At 70.0% G+C, this 16,707-nt stretch carries 16 protein-coding genes; 2 read left to right on the top strand and 14 right to left on the bottom strand.

Going from position 1 to position 16,707, the window contains the following annotated elements:
• Positions 1 to 53: 53 nt before the first annotated feature.
• Positions 54 to 2,270, bottom strand: a complete 2,217-nt coding sequence (gene katG / locus BOQ63_RS35275) for a catalase/peroxidase HPI (protein ID WP_030279910.1) — start codon at positions 2,268 to 2,270, stop codon at positions 54 to 56.
• Positions 2,271 to 2,481: 211 nt separating this feature from the next.
• Here katG and BOQ63_RS35270 point away from each other — a divergent pair, with 211 nt between their 5' ends.
• A complete protein-coding gene (locus BOQ63_RS35270; protein ID WP_030279912.1) occupies positions 2,482 to 2,895 on the top strand; it encodes a Fur family transcriptional regulator in 414 nt (137 codons plus the stop codon).
• A 63-nt stretch (positions 2,896 to 2,958) separates the two neighbouring features.
• On the opposite strand, the gene BOQ63_RS35265 is transcribed toward BOQ63_RS35270, so the two are convergent.
• The 11 genes from BOQ63_RS35265 to BOQ63_RS35215 all read right to left on the bottom strand — a co-directional run bounded on the left by BOQ63_RS35265 (position 2,959) and on the right by BOQ63_RS35215 (position 13,890).
• Positions 2,959 to 5,007, bottom strand: coding sequence for a SpoIIE family protein phosphatase (locus BOQ63_RS35265; protein ID WP_079184135.1), 2,049 nt, complete (start codon positions 5,005 to 5,007; stop codon positions 2,959 to 2,961).
• A gap of 313 nt (positions 5,008 to 5,320) precedes the next feature.
• Positions 5,321 to 5,836 carry a hypothetical protein gene (locus BOQ63_RS35260; RefSeq protein WP_030279916.1) on the bottom strand — a complete coding sequence of 172 codons (516 nt, stop codon included), beginning with the start codon at positions 5,834 to 5,836 and terminating at the stop codon, positions 5,321 to 5,323.
• A 193-nt stretch (positions 5,837 to 6,029) separates the two neighbouring features.
• Complete coding sequence (locus BOQ63_RS35255) at positions 6,030 to 6,590, bottom strand: hemerythrin domain-containing protein (protein ID WP_030279918.1); 561 nt, start codon at positions 6,588 to 6,590, stop codon at positions 6,030 to 6,032.
• A 240-nt stretch (positions 6,591 to 6,830) separates the two neighbouring features.
• A complete protein-coding gene (locus tag BOQ63_RS35250; RefSeq protein ID WP_079183884.1) occupies positions 6,831 to 7,991 on the bottom strand; it encodes an MFS transporter in 1,161 nt (386 codons plus the stop codon).
• 22 nt (positions 7,992 to 8,013) lie between these two features.
• Entirely contained in the window at positions 8,014 to 9,048 is a 1,035-nt protein-coding gene (locus BOQ63_RS35245) for a threonine aldolase family protein (protein ID WP_072655611.1), read from the bottom strand.
• Positions 9,045 to 9,833 carry a thioesterase II family protein gene (locus BOQ63_RS35240; RefSeq protein ID WP_078867101.1) on the bottom strand — a complete coding sequence of 263 codons (789 nt, stop codon included), beginning with the start codon at positions 9,831 to 9,833 and terminating at the stop codon, positions 9,045 to 9,047. The genes BOQ63_RS35245 and BOQ63_RS35240 overlap by 4 nt, the downstream gene beginning before the upstream one ends.
• Positions 9,834 to 9,852: 19 nt before the next feature.
• Positions 9,853 to 11,280: an amino acid adenylation domain-containing protein gene (locus BOQ63_RS35235; protein WP_167395819.1), complete on the bottom strand. Its 1,428-nt coding sequence runs from the start codon at positions 11,278 to 11,280 to the stop codon at positions 9,853 to 9,855.
• A gap of 35 nt (positions 11,281 to 11,315) precedes the next feature.
• Positions 11,316 to 12,542 carry a cytochrome P450 gene (locus BOQ63_RS35230; RefSeq protein WP_030279929.1) on the bottom strand — a complete coding sequence of 409 codons (1,227 nt, stop codon included), beginning with the start codon at positions 12,540 to 12,542 and terminating at the stop codon, positions 11,316 to 11,318.
• Entirely contained in the window at positions 12,539 to 12,832 is a 294-nt protein-coding gene (locus tag BOQ63_RS35225; RefSeq protein ID WP_167395818.1) for an acyl carrier protein, read from the bottom strand. Before BOQ63_RS35225 ends, BOQ63_RS35230 begins: the two co-directional genes overlap by 4 nt.
• Before the next feature lie 11 nt (positions 12,833 to 12,843).
• Complete coding sequence (locus tag BOQ63_RS35220) at positions 12,844 to 13,374, bottom strand: adenine phosphoribosyltransferase (protein WP_046386169.1); 531 nt, start codon at positions 13,372 to 13,374, stop codon at positions 12,844 to 12,846.
• Positions 13,375 to 13,746: 372 nt separating this feature from the next.
• A complete protein-coding gene (locus BOQ63_RS35215; RefSeq protein WP_157846525.1) occupies positions 13,747 to 13,890 on the bottom strand; it encodes a hypothetical protein in 144 nt (47 codons plus the stop codon).
• Between the two features lie 90 nt (positions 13,891 to 13,980).
• Between BOQ63_RS35215 and BOQ63_RS35210 the strand changes: the two genes are divergently transcribed.
• Entirely contained in the window at positions 13,981 to 14,631 is a 651-nt protein-coding gene (locus tag BOQ63_RS35210; protein ID WP_030279935.1) for an HAD family hydrolase, read from the top strand.
• Positions 14,632 to 14,717: 86 nt separating this feature from the next.
• Here the strand turns inward: BOQ63_RS35210 and BOQ63_RS35205 are convergent, their stop codons facing one another.
• Positions 14,718 to 16,214: an IMP dehydrogenase gene (locus tag BOQ63_RS35205; RefSeq protein ID WP_030279937.1), complete on the bottom strand. Its 1,497-nt coding sequence runs from the start codon at positions 16,212 to 16,214 to the stop codon at positions 14,718 to 14,720.
• A 214-nt stretch (positions 16,215 to 16,428) separates the two neighbouring features.
• Positions 16,429 to 16,650 carry a hypothetical protein gene (locus BOQ63_RS35200; protein WP_030279939.1) on the bottom strand — a complete coding sequence of 74 codons (222 nt, stop codon included), beginning with the start codon at positions 16,648 to 16,650 and terminating at the stop codon, positions 16,429 to 16,431.
• Positions 16,651 to 16,707 lie beyond the last annotated feature (57 nt).

The raw sequence follows: 16,707 nt of genomic DNA, 5'->3' as shown, positions 1-16,707 counted from the left end.
CGACCGGGAGCCCGGGGGTCCGCACCCCCGGGCTCCCGGTCACCGGTGAAGCGTCACACCAGGTCGAAGCGGTCCGCGTTCATGACCTTGACCCAGGCCGCGACGAAGTCCTCCACGAACTTCTCCTTGGCGTCGTCGGCCGCGTACACCTCGGCGACGGCGCGCAGTTCGGAGTTGGAGCCGAAGACCAGGTCGGCCCGGGTGCCGGTCCACTTGACCTGGCCCGAGGCGTCCCGGCCCTCGAAGGTGTGGGCGTCCTCCGAGGTGGACCGCCAACTGGTACCCAGGTCCAGCAGGTTGACGAAGAAGTCGTTCGTCAGCACGCCCGGGGTCTCGGTGAGCACGCCGTACGAGGACTGCTGGTAGTTGGCGCCCAGCACGCGCAACCCGCCGACCAGTACGGTCAGTTCGGGAGCGCTGAGGCCCAGCAGGTTGGCCTTGTCGAGCAGCAGGAACTCGGCCGGCAGCCGGTTTCCCTTGCCGACCCAGTTGCGGAAGCCGTCCGCCCTGGGCTCCATCGCGGCGAAGGACTCGGTGTCGGTCAGCTCCTGCGGCGCGTCCACCCGGCCGGGCGCGAACGGCACCTCGACGGCCAGGCCGCCCGCCTTGGCGGCCTGCTCGATGCCGACGCCGCCGGCCAGCACCACCAGGTCGGCCAGCGAGACCTGCTTGTCGCCCGCCTGCGCGTTGAAGTCCCGCTGCACGCCCTCCAGGGCCCGCAGCACGCCGGCCAGCCGGTCCGGCTCGTTGACCTCCCAGCCAGCCTGCGGCTGCAGCCGGATCCGGCCACCGTTGGCGCCGCCGCGCTTGTCACTGTTGCGGTAGGAGGAGGCGGCGGCCCAGGCGGTGGAGACCAGCTCGGAGACCGAGAGGCCGGTGGCGGCGATCCGCCGCTTGAGGTCGGCGACGTCCGCCGCGTCGATTCGCTGGTACGAGACGGTCGGCAGCGGGTCCTGCCAGAGCAGCTGCTCGCTCGGCACCTCGGGGCCGAGGTAGCGCACCACCGGGCCCATGTCGCGGTGGGTCAGCTTGAACCAGGCGCGGGCGAAGGCGTCGGCGAACTCCGCCGGGTTCTCCAGGAAGCGCCGCGAGATCGGCTCGTACACCGGGTCGAAGCGCAGCGACAGGTCGGTGGTGAGCATGATCGGGACGTGCCGCTTGTCCGGGTCGTGGGCGTCCGGCACGGTGCCCTCGCCGGCGCCGTCCTTCGGCTTCCACTGGTGGGCACCGGCCGGGCTCTTGGTGAGCTCCCACTCGTAGCCGAACAGCGTCTCGAAGAAGCTGTTGTCCCAGGTGATCGGGGTGGCGGTCCAGATGCCCTCCAGGCCACTGGTGATCGCGTCGCCGCCGACGCCGGTGCCGAAGCCGCTCTTCCAGCCGAGGCCCATCTGCTCCATCGGCGCGGCCTCCGGGTCCGGGCCGACGTTGTCCGCCGGGCCGGCTCCGTGGGTCTTGCCGAAGGTGTGGCCACCGGCGATCAGCGCGACGGTCTCCTCGTCGTTCATCGCCATCCGGTAGAAGGTCTCGCGGATGTCGCGGGCGGCGGCGATCGGGTCCGGGTTGCCGTTGGGGCCTTCGGGGTTGACGTAGATCAGGCCCATCTGGACGGCCGCCAGCGGGCTCTCCAGCTCGCGGTCGCCGGTGTAGCGCTCGTCGCCCAGCCAGGTGGTCTCCGGGCCCCAGTAGACGTCCTCGTCCGGCTCCCAGTCGTCGACCCTGCCGCCGCCGAAGCCGAAGGTCTCGAAGCCCATGCCTTCCAGGGCGACGTTGCCGGCCAGCACGATCAGGTCGGCCCAGGAGATGCTGCGCCCGTACTTCTTCTTCACCGGCCAGAGCAGTCGGCGGGCCTTGTCCAGGCTGGCGTTGTCGGGCCAGCTGTTGAGCGGGGCGAAGCGCTGCTGACCGCCGTCGGCGCCGCCGCGGCCGTCGCTGATCCGGTAGGTGCCGGCGCTGTGCCAGGCCATGCGGATGATGAAGGGGCCGTAGTAGCCGAAGTCGGCCGGCCACCAGGGCTGCGAGGTGGAGAGCACCTCCTGGATGTCCCGCTTGACGGCCGGGAGGTCGAGGGCGTTGAACGCCTTCGCGTAGTCGAAGGCCTCGCCGAAGGGGTTGGCCACGGCGGGGTTCTTGGCGAGGATCTTCAGGTTCAGCCGCTCCGGCCACCACTGGCGGTTCCCGCCGCCCTGGGTGGGGTGGAGCGCGCGCCCGTGGTTGACCGGGCAGCCGCCCGCGCTCGCCTCTACGCCGGTTGCATCGTGGTTCTCAGACATGGGAATCCTTCCCTACAAGGCGGATCACGGTGTCTTTCTGCTACCTACGGCACCTACTGCTATTGCCCAGGCTAGCGCCGGAGCCGATCCTACGATGGACGGAATCCAAGTCAAGAACGACACCAAACCCGTATCCGGTCGGGAAACGGACCGCAGCGGACGCCGGTTGGTAAACTCCGGTCCTCCCCGTGACCTGAATAGGTGAACCGTGATGAGTGACCTGCTGGAACGACTGCGCGAGCGCGGCTGGCGCCTCACCTCCCAGCGGCGTGTCGTGGCCGAGGTCCTGGACGGCGAGCACGTGCACCTGACCGCCGACGAGGTGCACGCCCGCGCGGCCGACCGCCTGCCGGAGATCTCCCGCGCGACGGTCTACAACACCCTCGGCGAGCTGGTCACCCTCGGCGAGGTCATCGAGGTGTCCACGGACGGGCGCGCCAAGCGTTACGACCCCAACGCCCACCGGCCGCACCAGCACCTGGTCTGCACCGGCTGCGGCGCCATCCGCGACGTCCACCCCGTCGGCAATCCGCTCGCCGATCTCCCGGCCGAGCAGCGCTTCGGCTTCACCCTTTCGGGGGCCGAGGTCACCTACCGGGGGCTCTGCCCGGCCTGCGCGGGCTGACCGCCCGCCGTTCCGGAAGCCGGAGACCAGGCGCTGCGGCGGTGGGCCCGGGACGGGTTCCGCTCACGAACGCGCGGTTCCGTCCGCGCGCGGCAGAGCTCTGGCGCGGGCGACGAGCAGGGCGATGTCGTCGTTTCCGCTCCGGTGGCGCAGGCCGCCGAGGAGGAGGTCGCAGGTCTCCTCCGGGGAGCGGCGGGGCCGTCCGAGGAGGTCGGTGAGGGCCGCGAGGCGGGTGTCGATGTCGTGGTCGCGGGTCTCCACCAACCCGTCCGTGTAGAGCACCAGTTCGTCGTCGACCGCGAGGTCGAGGGGGGCGTCCCGGAAGGTGACGCCGCCGACGCCGAGGGGCGCGCCGGTGGGTAGCTCGAGGAGGACCGGGGGGCGCCCGGGGCGGGTGTGGACCGGGGGGAGGTGGCCGGCGCTGGCGATGCGGCCACGGCGCCGACGGGGGTCGTGCACCGCGTAGACGCAGGTGGCGATAACCTCGCCGAGGTCGGCGGCGATCCGGTCGAGCTGGGTGAGGACGGCGGCCGGCGCCAGGTCGAGACCGGCCAGTGTCCTTGCCGCAGTGCGGAGTTGGCCCATGGTGGCGGCGGCGTTGATGCCGCTGCCCATGACGTCCCCGACTACCAGAGCCGTCATGTCGTCGCCCAGGGGGATGACGTCGAACCAGTCGCCGCCGACCTCGCCGACGCTCGCCGTCGGCTGGTAGCGGTAGGCGACTTCCAGCCCGGGGGGTTGCGGGGGCGAGCCGGGCAGCAGGTGCCGCTGGAGGGCGAGGGCGGCGTGCCGCTGGCGCTGGTACCAGCGGGCGTTGTCGATGGCGACGGCGGCACGGGCGGCGAGTTCACCGGCCAGTACCAGGTCGTCGTGGTCGAAGGGCTGGTCGTTGCGGGCGCGTTTGAGGTCGAGGGCGCCCAGCACCTGACCCCGGGCGCGCAGCGGTACGGCCAGGTAGGAGTGGACCCGGGCCTGCCTCAGCAGTTCGGCGGCCCGGTCGTCCTTGGCGATACGCGGCACGTCACGGTCGGTGACGTGGGCCAGCAGGACCGGGCGACCCGTACGGGCACAGCGGGTGATCAGACGGGTGGCGTCGTAACTGGCTATCTCGCCGACGGGGTCGGCGGCGTCGGCGGCGGGGGTGGGATAGGCGGCTTTGACGGCCAGGGCCCGGATCAGGACCGGGTCGTCCGTGCCGGTCGGGGGCAGGGTGTCGGTGAGGACGCTTTCCAGGATGTCGACGGCGGCGATGTCGGCGAACTCCGGGACGAGGACGTCGGCGAGTTCGCGGGTGGTGGTGTCGAGGTCCAGGGTGGTGCCGATGCGTTCGGACGCCTCGGCGACGACGGTGAGGCGTCGGCGGGCCGCTGCCGCGGCGGTGGAGGCCCGGTGCTGCTCGGTGACGTCGATGACCGTGACGGCGACGCCGATCACCCGGTGGGCGGGATCCTCCAGGCGGTAGAAGGACACGGACCAGGCGTGTTCGGTCCCGGGGTCGAGACGGGTGCGGCCCGTGGTGAACTGGTTCAACAGCGGGGTGCCGGTGTCCAGCACCTTCCGCATCGCCGCCTCGATCGTGTCGGCGTCCAGGAACGGCAGCGCCTCCCGGACGGTGCGGCCCAGGCACTCGGCGGCCGACATGCCGTTGATGCGCTCCAGCGCCGGGTTGATCAGGACGTACCGCAGGTCGGTGTCCATCACCGACAGCCCGATCGGGGACTGCTCCACCAGCCGCAGGGACAGTGCGAGGTCCCGTTCCAGGCGGCGCAGTGTGGCCTGGTCGGTGGCCAGGCCGAGCGCGTAGTACTGGCCGTGCTCGTCCTCCAGGCGCATGTTGCGGAACTCGGCCAGCAGCGTGGACCCGTCCTTGTGCCGCACCGGGAAGACCCCGGCCCACGCCCCGCCACCGAGCATCACCTTCGCGAACAGCGACAGCACCAGCTCCAGGTGCTGCTCCTCGACCAGCACCTGGGCGGCAGGACGGCCCAGCGCCTCGGCCGCCCGGTAGCCGAACAGGTCCTCGGCCTGCGGGCTCCACAGCACGATCCGCCCCTGCGCGTCCAGCACCACCGCGGCGACGCCCAGCACGTCCAGCAGCCCGCCCGGCTCCATCGCGGGATCCCGGCCCGGCTGGGCGGCACCCGACGGCGTCGCGTGCCCGGCGTCCACTCGGCCACCTCCTCCCGCCGACGCCCACCCAGCTGCAACGACGGCGTCGGTTCACTCCATCGTCCCGCCCCGGCCCGAACCCGCCAGTCCAGCAGCAGCCGCCCACCGGCGGAGCCTCGACCCCCCGAACCGAAACGGTCACGCAGCGCTACCGGAAGGGCTGTCGCGTGCGCGGTCTCCAGGCGGTCCGCCGAACGTGACGAGCCCCGGCCTCCTGCACGGGGCCCCGGCGTGGGCCGGTCGAATCGGGTCCCGTCTACCGCAGGGGAAGGTTCTCCTCCTGGAGCCGGTGCAGCAGCATCTCCCGGTGCAGGGCGGCGATCGGCTCGAGGAGGTCGGGGTGGCGCAGCAGGGGCGCCGCCTGGTGCTCGTGGTCGCCGGGGCGCAGGAGGCGGGTCACGGCGCCGGTCGCACCGGCGCCCGCGGCGGCCGCGGCGGCCTGGGCGAGTGGGACGAGGGCGGGGTCAGCCAGGAGGCAGGCCGCCCAGCTGACGACGGTCTCGTCCACCCAGGTCCGCCAGGCGGTGTCCTCGGCGGGCCGGTCGTGTTCGGCGCCGGTGAGCCAGTCCAGTCGGGCGCTGCCGCCCGGGCCCAGGAGGTGCAGCAGTTGCGCGTCGAGGTCGGTGGGGTAGCGCAGCACGGCGGCGAGGGTGACGGCCTGGCCCGCCTGGGCCTCGGCCAGGGCCCGGCTGAACGCGCCGGGTGCCGGCGGGAAGGCGGTCAGCAGCCAGCGGGTGCCGGCGGCTATGACGGGGGTGAGATCGGCGGACAGGGCGTCCTCCTCGGGGCAAGCTCGCTTGCCCGGCCGGGTTCCGCGAGTTACGGCGCGAAGCCGCACTGCTCCGCTCGTGGCCGCCAGTGTAGGCGGGCTCGGCCCGGCAACGGCATGATGCCCGTCACTTCCGGCCGGGTGGGTGCGGAGGCCGGCTGCCGGGTCCGCACCCACCGGGCCTGTCGGGACCAGCTCAGGACTTGCCGCGCCCGGTGACGAAGTCGCGTGCCCGGTCCACCAGGCCTGCGCCCGGTGCGAGCAGCTTGCTGGCCATCGGGGTGCTGGGAGTGGACGGGTGGGGGCGGGTGGGTGCCATGGCCTTGGCCCGGCGGATCTTGTCCCCGAGATCGTTCAGCTGCTCGGGCGTACAGGCCTGCCGCAGCATGGGGAAGAGGTTGTTCTCCTCGTCCTGGAGGTGTGCGGCGACCTCGTCCATCAGCCGCCGCAGCAGCGAGGTCATCTCCGGGTCGTCGGCCCTCGTCTTCTCCAGTTCCTTGAGGAGCTTCTCGACCCGGTTGTGCTCCTCGATCTCCTTGTCCGCGAGCCGCGCCCCGCCTTCGACGTGCTCGCGCACCGCCGGGTAGAGGTACTGCTCCTCGGCGACCGAGTGCCGCACCAGCTCGATGGTGACCTCGTCCACGAGGTCCCGCAGCTCCTGTCCGCCGCCGCTCATCGCCTGGATGCGACCGAACATCCGCTCCACCTCCCGGTGGTCGGTCGTCAACTCGTCGATCACGTTTCCGCCGTGCCCCATGTCGCCTCCACGCGTCCGCGGGCGGGCCCTTCCCGCCCGGGTTCGGGAGGGGTTCCCCGCCCGGCGGGTCCGCGCCCCGGCGCTGGGCGGGTCTCATCCGATCGGACGCGCGCACGGGGGCACGGCCGCGCAGCCTGCAGTGCCCGCGCACCCGCCCGAGTCCTCCACCGCCGAACCTGGTCTACGTCTGGCTGACCGGGCGACGGCGCCCGGACGGACCTGGTCGGCGCGCGGGGTAGTTCACGAGACGCTGTCGGGAACCGCCGCTTCGTCGCGCAGCACCTTGACCTGCAACCTGACCAGCAGGAAGCAGGGCAGGCAGACCACCGCCATCGCCAGGAACGCCCAATGCGGGGAGGCCGTGTAGAGCGGGCCGGTGACGGCGGTGACGGCGGCGACCCCGAGGCCGATGGCCAGCCCGGCGTAGAGCGCCTGGGCGTTGGGCCAGAGGTCCTCGGGGACATGGCTCTGCACACAGCGCGCGTGCGCGAGGTGGGTCAGCGCGAAGGTGCCCGCGTGGAGCGTCTGCGTGAGCACCACGAAGGCCAGTGGCATCGGTACCGCGAGCAAACCCCAGCGCAGAACGGAGATCGCCGCGGCGGCCGCGAAGAGAACAGGGACCGGATAGCCGCCGAGCAGCGGTCCCGCGTACTTGAACAGGAGCAGTTCGCACCCGACGGCCAGCGCCAGCATGAGGCTGACGTTGATGCTCGACACGCCGAGCCGGCTGAAGTATTCGGCGCCGAAGGCGTAGTACGCCGCGTGCGCACCCTGGAGCAGCACGGAACTGCCCAGGCCGAGGGTGTAGACGCGGTTGCGCAGCAGCCGAACACGGCCGCCACTGGCCACGGTCGTCACCGTCGGGAATCCGACCGGGCTCACCACGTCCGCCACCGCGAGCAGCAGGCAGCCCACGACGAACACCCCGACCAGTGCGCCGCTGCCGGCCAACCGCCCGACCACGCCGGACACGCACAGACCGAAGAGGAACCCTGCCGAGCCGAAGTAGCGGACGCTCCCGTAGTCGACCTGCCCGTTCGCTGCGCCGATGGTCGCCAGGGTCTCGCTGAGCGGCATCAGCAGGGGATAGCTGATGCCGACCAGAACCGATACGGCCAGCATGGAGCCGAACTGAGGGTAAGTCAGGTAGAGCGGGCTGAGTGCCGTCGCCGTCCAGGCGAGCAGTTGCGACAGTCTCCGAAGCGGGATCGTTCGGCAGAGCATCGGGAAGACGACGGCTATGGAGATCGAGCGTGACACCAGACCGGCGGTGATGATCGCGGTCACTTCTGTTGGCCCGAAGCCTGACGCGAGCAGCCAGACCCCCCAGTAGGAGAGGTAGGAGCTCCAGGTCAGGAAGAAGAGGAAGAACCGGGCCGACAGCCACACTCGGAATGACATCTCAATATCTTCCTACACGTACTCAGCTGCTCGTGGCCAGTTGGGCGACCGCCTTGGCTACCGTCAGCGCCGCCCGCTCGCACTGATGCTTGTCGACGTCCAAGTGGGCCACCAGCCGGACCGTCCGCGGTCCCATGACCGAGACCCGCACGCCGGCCGTCGCGCAGAGCTCCTGCACCTTGGCCGCATCGGGCACCTCCACGAACACGAGGTTGGTCTGGGGTTCCCGAACCTCCAGTCCACTGTCGCGCAGCAGACCGGCGATGAGGGCCGCGTTCGAGTGGTCCTCGGCCATCCGCCCGATGTTGTGCTCGAAGGCGTAGATGGCAGCGGCCGCCAGGATCCCGGTCTGCCGCATGGAGCCGCCCATCCGGTGCCGCATGACCCGGGCCTCCTCCAGACGGTCGGCATCGAGGAGCAGCACGGTCCCGGCGGGCGCGCCGAGCCCCTTGGAGACGCAGAGGGACAGGGTGTCGAAACAGGCTCCGTAAGCCTCGAAGGAAACGCCGCTGGCGACATGGGCGTTCCAGAGCCGGGCGCCGTCGCAGTGCACCGCGACCCCGGCCTCGCGGGTGATCCGCCGGATCTCCCGCAGCGCGGCCAGGGGGTACACCACGCCGCCGGCCGCGTTGTGGGTGTTCTCCACCGCCACCGCCCGCGTCCCGCTGCCGTAGGCGGTAGCCGGACGGATCATCCGGGCGAGCACCTCCGGGTCGATGAGGCCGTCGTCGGAGACCGTCGTCCGGGTCAGGATCCCGCCGTGCCAGGCGACTCCCCCGTCCTCGTAGAGGAGGAAGTGCGCACCCGCGTCAGCCAGCAGCTCCTGCCCCGGCGGTACCAGCAGACGGAGCGCGAGCTGATTGGCCATGACGCCGCTGGGCAGGAACAGTGCTCCGGTGAACCCGAAGGCGTCGGCGAGCATCCGTTCCAGCCGGATCACCGTGGGGTCGTCACCGAGGGTGTCGTCACCGACCTCGGCGGCGGCCATGGCGGCTCGCATGGCCGCAGTGGGCTTGGTGACGGTGTCGCTCCGCAGATCGATGGTCTGGTCTGTCACGGTGCTCCCTTGATATCGGGTGCCGAGGGGACGGCCGAGCCCTTGGTGAGGGCGGTCAGGCTGTCCGTGAGGCAGTCGAAGAAGAGGTCGGGGTGGTCTCGGAAGTAGAAGTGGCCGCCGGGAAAGAGCCGGACGGCGGACGGACCCGTGGTGTGCCGGCGCCACTCGCCGAGCCGGCTTTCGTCCTCCCAGTCGTCCGTGGCGCCGAGAGCGAGGATGGGGCAGCTCAGCGGGGCTGTCGGGACATACTGGTAGGTCGCGACGATGGTCAGGTCCGCATGCAGGTTGGCCAGGTACAGCTCACGCATCCGCGCGTCGCTCCCGAGTTCCGGCAGTGGTCCGTACCGCTCCTCGACCCGGGGGACGAAGTCGGCGCCGTCGAGGAGGTGGAGCGGCAGTCCGGGGCGGTGCAGGTGCGGGGGGCCGTTCACGGACACGATGAGCTGCTGCGGCTCCGGGCGCCCGCGGTCGCGCAGCGCGACAGCTGTCTCATAGGCGACGATCGCACCGAGACTGTGCCCGATGAAGGCGTACGGGCCCGAGAACTCGGCCTGTTCCGTCAGCGCGCCGACCAGTTCTCGCATGTCGGTCATGGCCGACTCGCGCATCCTGCTTCCGCGGCCCGGGAGTTGGACCCCCCACACCTCGACCTCGGCGGGGAGCCGGTCCGCCCAGCGCTGGTACTCACCGGGCGAGCCACCGCTGTGCGGGAAGCAGTAGAGGCGCAGGGCGGCGCCGGCTCGCCGCTGACGGCACATCAGCCATCGGGGTGGTGCGGCTGTCATCGCCACCTCCTTCGGTCGGTCAGTTCTTCTGCGGCATTGCGTCGTAAGCCAGTTGGTCGATCGCACCGTGGTCCAGCTTGCCGTTGGGCAGCACCGGAAGCCGGGACAGCGGCACGATGCGGCTCGGCACGGCGACGGCCGGCAGGCGCTCGATGAGGTGCGCCCGGAGGGTGCGCTGGTCGACTTCTCCGTTCGTCGGGCTCACGAAGCCGACCAGCTTCTTCCGTCCCTGGACGCTGCAGACACCGACTGCGGCGGCCTCCACGTCCGGGTGGGTGCGCAGTGCCTGTTCGATTTCGGAGCGGTCGACGCGCATCCCACCGAGCTTGAGCTGGTGATCGGCCCGGCCGTGGAAGCGCAGTTCGGCCTCGGCGGTGACGGACACGATGTCACCCGTGCGGTAAAGGTCCGAACCGAGCTCGGCGAGGCCCGGTCCGCCGATGTGGAGCTCCCCGGGTTCCCCGGTCGGTACGGCGGCACCATCGGCGGACCGGACGTAGAGGCGGGTCCCGGGAACAGCGCGCCCGATGGGTACGTCGGAAAGGTCCGCATCCGCCCGGGTGCACTCATGGACCGCGCTCCACACCGTGCACTCCGTCGGACCGTATTCGTTGTAGAGCCGGGTACGGGGGAGCGCGTCGAAGTGCCGCTGGACCAAGTCCGGAGGGCATGCCTCCCCCGCGACGATCACCGTCGACAGCGCGCCGGCCCGCTCGGCGAGGCCACCGCGCAGGGCGATGTCGTAGAGCGACGGAAGCATGAGCAGGTGCGACGCGCGGTACTCCTGCGCGGCCCGGCCGACCGCCAGCAGGTCCGCCGGGCGGTCGCTCGGGATGACCAGTCGGCCGCCGCAGGCCAGGGTCCAGTAGATGCCGGCGACCGAACTGTCGAACGAGATCGACGAACAGAGCAGGAAGGTGGAGACCGGCGTGGGGTAGTACTCGAGTCTGGCCGCGGTCGAGGCCGCCAGCGCGGAGGCGGAGATCGTGACGCCCTTCGGCCGCCCGGTCGACCCGCTGGTGAAGCAGGTGTACGCCAGGGTGCCGCGGACCGTTTCACCCCGGAAACCCTCGGCATCGGCTTGCACCGTCCGGAGGTTGTCGAGCCGGATGCCCAGACCAGGCTCCGACACCGAGAACCTCGCGCCGCTCGCCTCCGCGATGTAGCGCTGCCTGGCGACCGGGAACCCGGCGTCCACAGGGACGTATCGCGCTCCCGCACGCAGCACCCCGAGCATGCCGACGACCGCCCAACGGGACAGCCGCGCGTGCACGACGACCGGGCTGTCCGGCTCCACCCCAGCGGCCCGCAGCGCGGTGGCGATCACGGCGGACCGCTCGTCCAGCTCCGCGTAGCCGAGTGATCCCTCACCGTCGACAACTGCCGTGCCCTGGGCCCGGAATGGCTCGATCAGGTCGAGGATGTGCGGCGGGGCGTAGAGTGGCACGACTGGCAGGTCTGGTACCCAGTGGGTCATCTGAGTCAGCCCTCCACCGTGGCCCTGCGGGGTACTCCTGCGACTGGGACCCGCTTGAAGCCGGCCAGGAACGTCGAGTGCATCCGCTCGATCTCGCCGACCACCTCGATCGAGGAGAACGTCGCGAACAGTTCGGTGAACAGCAGGCGCAGGGCCAGCCGGGCGAGGTGCGAGCCGACGCAGTAGTGATGGCCGACGCCGAAGGCGAGGTGCCGGTTGGGGCGTCGCCGGATGTCGAACACGTCGGGATCGGGGAAGACCTTGGCGTCCCGGTTGGCCGAGGCCAGGTAGGCGACCACGGCGTCGCCCTCCGCGATCGGCACGCCGGAGAGTTCGACCGGGTGGAGTGCGTAGCGCATGAAGTTGCTGGCCGGCGTGGCCCAGCGCAGGGCCTCCTCGATACCGGAGTCCAGCAGCTCCGGGTGCGCGGCCCAGTCCCCGTAAGTCGGGCTCCCGGCCAGTTCGACGATCGCGGCGATCGGGACGTGCGGCAGAGTCCCGGCCGAACCCAGCAGCATGCTGTAGCAGTTGGAGATCACCGAACCGGTCGAGATGCGCTCGCCGTCCACTTCGGTCTCGGCCAGCACACTGATCAGGTCGTCACCGGGATTCCGCAGCCGTGCCCGGACCAGGTCCGAGAAGTAGGCGAAGATCTCACGATGACCGCGCTTCAGCGTCGGCTCCACTCCGCCCGGCAGCTGGAACTCGGGATCCTCCTCCGCCGTCGACATCATGGCCAGTCGGATGAGACGCGGATAGTCCTCGGTGGGCAGCCCCAGGATGGGGCCGAGGGCGACCAGCGGCAGCTGGGACATCGCGACCGCGAAGTCGAAGGGCTGCCCGTCGGCACCGGGGGCGAGCAGGTCACGGATGCCGGCCTGGATCCGGTCGGAGAACGATGCGAGCGGCTTGACGGCGAGTGCCTGCTTGAGCGGGATCCGCGCTCGGTCGTGGTGCGGTGGGTCGGTCGCCGCCAGTTGCTTCCCGGCTGCCGGGTCACCGCGGCCGAGCAGGTTGAGCAGCGTGCCTCGTTCCGAGGTGAAGGCGGAGTAGTCGTGCAGCACCCGCTCGACATCGGCATACCGGGTGACGACCCAGTAGCCGCCGCCACGGCCGGAGTTCGGTTGCCAATGGACCGGGTCGTGTTCGCGAAGGTGACGCCAGACCTCGTGTGGTTCGCCCTGGGAGTAGAGCCCGGGATCGGTGAGGTCTCTTGCCGTACCGGTGCTCACTGACGGCCTCCCGGGTGCGCGCCGATCGTCCCGGACGGAGCGGCCGCCACGGCCTCCTCGATCACCTGCGTCAACTCCGTGATCGTGGGCGACAGGAAGAGGGTCGTGGCCGAAACCTCCACCCCGAATTCCTTGTCGATATCGCCCTGCAGTTCCGCTGCGGTCAGCGAGTCGCCACCGAGCTCGAAGAAATCGTCGTCCAGTCCGATCGGCGATATCTCCAGCCGGGCGGTCCATAACTGCGCGAGCCGCTCCTGCACTGATGTCTGCTGTGCTGCTTCCACTGCCACGAGCAACTCCCTTACGCGTCGAACGAATAGACCGAGAAGAGTGGCACGCTCACCCGCGACCTTCCCTTCAGGAACGACTTCTCGATCAGGCAGGTGATTCCGACCACCGTGGCACCAAGCTCCTCGAGCATTTCCACGGCGGCCGCCACCGAGTTTCCGGTGGCAACGATGTCATCATGAATGAGGACTCGGGAACCGGGCTGCACCAGATCCTTGCGAACCTCGATCCGATCGGTCGAGTATTCACCGGAGAATGTCCGGCTCACCGTCTCGCCCGGCAGCTTCCCCTCTTTGCGAATGGCCAGGAAGCCGCAGTCCAAGCGATCCGCCAAAGCCCCGCCGAGGATGAAACCTCGCGCGTCTATGCCGGCAACGTAGTCCGGAGTGAGCGGAGTTGACCACTCTGTGAGGTCCTCGAGCGCCGAACTGAAGGAGTCTCGATTGGCCAGCACCGGCATGACGTCGCGAAATGCAACGCCAGCCCGGAAATCCTTGAACACTGGAACCCTTGATTCGCCGTCCCGCTGTTGACCGGTTTTCATGAGTCCTCCTTACTGCCGCACGGCAGTGAAAGATCCTGACGAGCGCGCCAGGAAAGGCCTACCCTGAAGGAATTCCGGATTTCGATAGTGCGGTAACAGTCCGGCACCGTGTCGCAGTGGCCGATGCGCCTGTCCGGGAAACCGATTCGGCTGCGCCGGAAAACTCGGACGGACCGTTCCGGCGCCCGGGGCCCCCGAGCGTGATCGCAGCCATAACAGCCGGATCATCGTTCAACACAAGAACTTCATCGGCAAACACAGCCCCCCGGTTGACTCCGAACCGCTAGCTGGACGTGTCCATGACGCTGTGGACGAAGCTACATCGCAGGCGCCCCCTCGGCAAGATCGCTTGGACTTTCATCCACCGAGAACTCACAATTGACGGTCGGTCGGGTCGGAAAGCTCCGCCCGTGCCAGCATTGGCGTCGAAATCATCAGAACCACCGGGTTGAGACCGATTTGCCGGAGTCGGCCGTTCGACGACGCTCCCGCGGCGCCCGACAGGAACTCGGGCACCGCGCCCGCTCCACACCGCCCCAGCCCACCGCCGTAGCCCGCGCTGCTGACTGATCCTCAGGGTTGCTTCGCAGAAAGGTTGGTTGGATCATGGCTGCCATGAACACGACCGAGATCAATGCGTCCCCCGCACCGGCACTGACCATAGGTTTCGACCTCGACATGACGCTGGCCGACGGCCGACCGGGCATCAAGGCGGTGCTGGACATGGTGGCGGCCGAGACGGGGGTCGCCATCGACAGCGACCTGGCGATCACCCGCGTCGGCCCGCCGATCGAGGAGGAGATGGCCTACTGGTTCCCCGCCGATCAGGTGGACGCGGCTGCCGACCGGTATCGGGCACTGTTCCCCGAACACGGCGCCCCGGTGGGCAAGTTGCTGCCCGGTGCGCTCGAGGCGATCGCCGCCGTCTACCGGCACGGAGGTCGACCGATCGTCGTCACCGGCAAGTTCGAGCCCAATGCCCGACTGAACCTCGCCGCGCTCGACATCAAGGTCGACGACGTCTTCGGCTCGGTCTTCGCCGACCGCAAGGGTTCCGTTCTGCGGGAGCAGGGTGCCAGCGTCTACGTCGGTGACCACCTCGGCGACATCACCGGGGCACGGACAGGCGGCGCACTCGCGGTGGCAGTGGCCACCGGGCCGTACACCGCGGACGAACTGCGCGAGGCCGGTGCCGATGTCGTACTGAACGACCTGACCGAATTCCCGGGCTGGCTCGACACCCACCTCGCGGCTTGAACCGGACCGGACCCGCAGGTGATCGAGTCATCGACTCCCGTCACCTGCGGGTCCGGTCATCGCGGGCGGGCCCGCGGAGCCTGGTCTCAGGCGACCGTCCCGGAGGTGTCCCGGAGGGCGACGCTCGCGTGACTCTCCTGAAGGCTCTGCTCGGACACCAAGGTCAGTCGCGCCGAGGACTGGAACTCCGGCAGCGTCACCGAGCCACAGGAGACCATGGTGGACTTGATCTTCGCAATGGTGGTGGCCAGACCCTCGTTGAGATCGCCGGCATAGGGAACGTAGCCGTCGACACCCTCCTCGAAGACCAGTCCCTGGCCGCCCTGGCCGTAGCGCTGCCAGTTCCGGGCACGGTTGGAGCCCTCGCCCCAGTACTCCTTGACGAAACCGTCCCGGGTGGGGATCTTCGCACCGGGCGCCTGGTCGAACCGGGCGAAGTACCGCCCCATCATGACGAAGTCCGCACCCATCGCCAGCGCCAGCGCCACGTGGTAGTCCTCCACCAGACCACCGTCCGAGCAGAGCGGCACGTAGTCGCCGGTGCGCTCGAGGAAGGCGTCGCGGGCCGCGGCGACGTCGAGGACGGCGCTCGCCTGGCCCCGGCCGATGCCCTTCTGATCGCGCGTGATGCAGATGGATCCGCCGCCCACCCCGATCTTCACGAAGTCGGCACCGGCCTCGGCGAGGAAGGTGAACGCCTCGCCGTCGACCACGTTGCCGCCGCCGATCGGGATCTCCGGATAGTGCTTCTTCGTCCAGGTCAGTGCCTCGGCCTGCCAGTCGCTGTAGCCGTCGGACGAGTCGAAGCACAGGACGTCCGCGCCCGCCTCCAGCAAGGCCGGGACACGATCGCGGTAGTCGTGGGTGTTGACGCCCGCACCCACGCGCAGGCGCTTGTCTGCGTCCACGACCTGGTTCGGGAAGCGCTTGTTGTCCGCGTAGTCGGACCGGAACACCAGATGCTGCAGGTGCCCCTCGTCGTCCAGCACCGGAAGGCAGTCCAGTCGCTCCTCCCACAGCCGCGCGTTCGCCTCGGAGAGGGTGACGTCGACGCCGGCATGCGGCAGGTCGCCGACGGCGGTCATCCGGCCACTGACAGGTCCTTCGAGGTCGTGCCGCTGGGGATGGAAGTCGCGCGAGGTCACGAGTCCGAGCAGGCGTCCGGTGGCGCTCCCGTCGTGGGTGACGGCGGCGGTGCTGTGGCCGGTTCGGCCCATGAGCCCGACCAGGTCGCGAAGGCTGTCGTCGGGCCGGACGTTCGTGTCACTGGTGACGAACCCGGCCTTGAAGTTCTTCACCTTCCGGACGGCCGCTGCCTGTTCCTCGATCGACTGGTTGTGGTGGATGAAGCTCAGACCGCCGTTGCGGGCGAGCGCGATCGCGAGCTCCGGAGAGCTGACCGCCTGCATGATCGCCGACGCGAACGGGGCGTGCAGCTCGATCGCCGACGCCTCGCCCGCGCGGTGCCGCACCAGGGGCGTACGCAGATCGACGGCCGCGGGCCTGCAATCGGTTCGAGTCCGATTCGGAAGGAGCAGATACTCGTTGAACGTCCGCGACACCTCGGCGATGATCTGTGCCATGCATTCCTCCTGATCCCATCGGCCGGCGCCGGTCGGCCCAACCGTGAAGCCCGCGCCCATGTTCGATGGCTCGGCCGGTCGGGTGCGCGGAAGGGCGTGGCGGAGCTCCGCCTCCCCAGGGCGTGCATCCTGACCGGATCTCACAAGTGAGGCGCGGTAGTTGATCCCGCACCCTATCGACTGCCCGCCCTGTTGACGAATCATCGTCATATCGTCAGCTGACACCCGACAGCAGCCCCTGGGCGAGAACCCGGACGGCGCGCTGCAGGCCAGTTGATCCAGGGTCAGGATATTCGGGGCCGACCCCGCGCGCCGGCTCCTCCACCCACCGGTCCGGCGCCTCGGCCCGCAGCTCGCGGAAGAGCCCGTACGGCACGTCCTCAGCGTACGTCTCCGGCCGGAAGATCCGGTTCACCCGCGCCTGGTCGAAGCCCATGCCGACCGACCGTACGCGGCAAGTCGGCGGCCCGCCAGAACCCGGGGCGTCACGGTT

Source organism: Streptomyces viridifaciens, from assembly GCF_001888885.2.
Taxonomy (GTDB): Bacteria; Actinomycetota; Actinomycetes; order Streptomycetales; family Streptomycetaceae; genus Kitasatospora; species Kitasatospora aureofaciens.
The sequence above is the reverse complement of the archived record's forward strand: the minus strand, read 5'-3'. Positions and strand labels throughout refer to the sequence as shown.

Coding starts and splice junctions, on each gene's coding strand:
- BOQ63_RS35250 (WP_079183884.1), bottom strand. CDS start 7,991: ATGTCATTCCGAGTGTGGCTGTCGGCCCGGTTCTTCCTCTTCTTCCTG.
- katG (WP_030279910.1), bottom strand. CDS start 2,270: ATGTCTGAGAACCACGATGCAACCGGCGTAGAGGCGAGCGCGGGCGGC.
- BOQ63_RS35255 (WP_030279918.1), bottom strand. CDS start 6,590: ATGGGGCACGGCGGAAACGTGATCGACGAGTTGACGACCGACCACCGG.
- BOQ63_RS35270 (WP_030279912.1), top strand. CDS start 2,482: ATGAGTGACCTGCTGGAACGACTGCGCGAGCGCGGCTGGCGCCTCACC.
- BOQ63_RS35200 (WP_030279939.1), bottom strand. CDS start 16,650: ATGGGCTTCGACCAGGCGCGGGTGAACCGGATCTTCCGGCCGGAGACG.
- BOQ63_RS35240 (WP_078867101.1), bottom strand. CDS start 9,833: ATGACAGCCGCACCACCCCGATGGCTGATGTGCCGTCAGCGGCGAGCC.
- BOQ63_RS35265 (WP_079184135.1), bottom strand. CDS start 5,007: ATGGAGCCGGGCGGGCTGCTGGACGTGCTGGGCGTCGCCGCGGTGGTG.
- BOQ63_RS35210 (WP_030279935.1), top strand. CDS start 13,981: ATGGCTGCCATGAACACGACCGAGATCAATGCGTCCCCCGCACCGGCA.
- BOQ63_RS35205 (WP_030279937.1), bottom strand. CDS start 16,214: ATGGCACAGATCATCGCCGAGGTGTCGCGGACGTTCAACGAGTATCTG.
- BOQ63_RS35220 (WP_046386169.1), bottom strand. CDS start 13,374: ATGAAAACCGGTCAACAGCGGGACGGCGAATCAAGGGTTCCAGTGTTC.